The following is a 674-nucleotide window of genomic DNA, read 5'->3' as shown; positions in this document are numbered from 1 at the left end:
ACTACTGGCCCATCTTCAACGTGGCCGACTCCGCGATCGTCTGCGGCAGCGTGCTCGCGGTCATCCTGTCCCTGCGCGGCGTGGGTCTGGACGGCACGCGCTACGCCGAGCATCAGCCCGTCGGCGGGGGCAGTGACCATCACGGGCGGTGACCTGCGGTCCCTACCGGTCCCGGACGGGCTCGACGGCGTCCGTCTCGACGCGGCGATCGCGAGGATGTTCGGGCTGTCGCGGACCGTGGCCGCCGCGCTCGTCGACGACGGCCAGGCGAGCCTTGACGGGAAGGTCCGGGGCCGGTCCGACCGGGTCAGCGGCGGTGCCTGGTTGGAGGTCCGGCTGCCCGCCCCGCCGCGTCCGGTGGCGGTGGAACCCACGCCGGTCGAGGGTCTCGGCATCCTCTACGACGACGACGACATCATCGTCGTGGACAAGCCGGTCGGGGTCGCCGCCCATCCGGCGCCCGGCTTCACCGGACCGACCGTGATCGGGGCGTTGGCGGCCGCGGGATACCGCATCTCCACCTCGGGCGCGGCCGAGCGTCAGGGGGTGGTGCACCGTCTCGACGTCGGTACCACCGGGGTGATGGCGGTCGCCAAGAGCGAGCGTGCGTACACCCTGCTGAAACGGGCGTTCCGTGACCGTGCGGTGGACAAACGCTACCGGGCCGTGGTGCA

The 674-nt window shown here is 72.3% G+C and carries 1 protein-coding gene; it reads left to right on the top strand.

What is annotated here, in order from left to right:
- Positions 1-132 precede the first annotated feature (132 nt).
- Positions 133-674: pseudouridine synthase (locus tag ACY45C_RS18820; protein ID WP_462188892.1), on the top strand; the 542-nt coding region annotated here is incomplete at its 3' end.

The organism is Frankia sp. CcWB2, from assembly GCF_977927585.1.
Note: the sequence above shows the minus strand (reverse complement) of the source record. Positions and strands in the feature narration are given on the sequence as shown.